The sequence below is a fragment of the Streptococcus suis genome (assembly GCF_002964045.1).
GTDB classification, from domain to species: Bacteria; Bacillota; Bacilli; order Lactobacillales; family Streptococcaceae; genus Streptococcus; species Streptococcus suis_U.
In genome coordinates this window covers 1-583 of the sequence record NZ_POPB01000189.1, presented here as the reverse complement: position 1 = coordinate 583, position 583 = coordinate 1, and the positions used below count along the sequence as shown (strand labels likewise).

The 583-nt window shown below is 28.3% G+C and carries 1 protein-coding gene; it reads left to right on the top strand.

Translation table 11 applies throughout. The features are described from left to right. The first annotated feature begins 457 nt into the window (after positions 1 to 457). Positions 458 to 541 carry a 23S rRNA methyltransferase attenuation leader peptide gene (locus tag C1E99_RS01210; RefSeq protein WP_013641314.1) on the top strand — a complete coding sequence of 28 codons (84 nt, stop codon included), beginning with the start codon at positions 458 to 460 and terminating at the stop codon, positions 539 to 541. Positions 542 to 583 lie beyond the last annotated feature (42 nt).

Genomic DNA, 583 nt, shown 5'->3' with positions numbered 1-583 from the left:
TTTTTCTTTGTGTAGCATAGGAGAACCTCATAAGTCCTTTTTCTTATATTATACTCCTAAATACGAAGAAAAGCCCTTAGAAAATCAATTCTAAGGACTTTGTCTTCAGTCTGAGTCACTCTATTGAGTGACTTTTTTAGTGCTTAGAAAATTTTGTATTAAAATGAGTACTAATACCGAAGTGTGAGTTCTGAAATTGATACAATACAATTTAACTTTTTTTTTGAAAAAAATTCCAAAATTTATTTTGCATTGCGAATATAATAAGTGAGAGCAAGTTGCTTACTTAATAATGATGAAGAGGAAAATTAGAATGACAACAATTTTTTTAACAAGAACAAGCTGCAGCAATTGTGGAAAACAAAGTACATTTGAAAGATTTGATAAAATTTTGTATAATAGGAATTGAAGTTAAATTAGATGCTAAAAATTTGTAATTAAGAAGGAGGGATTCGTCATGTTGGTATTCAAAATGCGTAATGTAGATAAAACATCTACTGTTTTGAAACAGACTAAAAACAGTGATTACGCAGATAAATAAATACGTTAGATTAATTCCTACCAGTGACTAATCTTATGACTT

Excerpts from the sequence above, each read along its gene's own strand:
- C1E99_RS01210 (WP_013641314.1), top strand. The coding sequence starts at position 458 with ATGTTGGTATTCAAAATGCGTAATGTAGATAAAACATCTACTGTTTTG.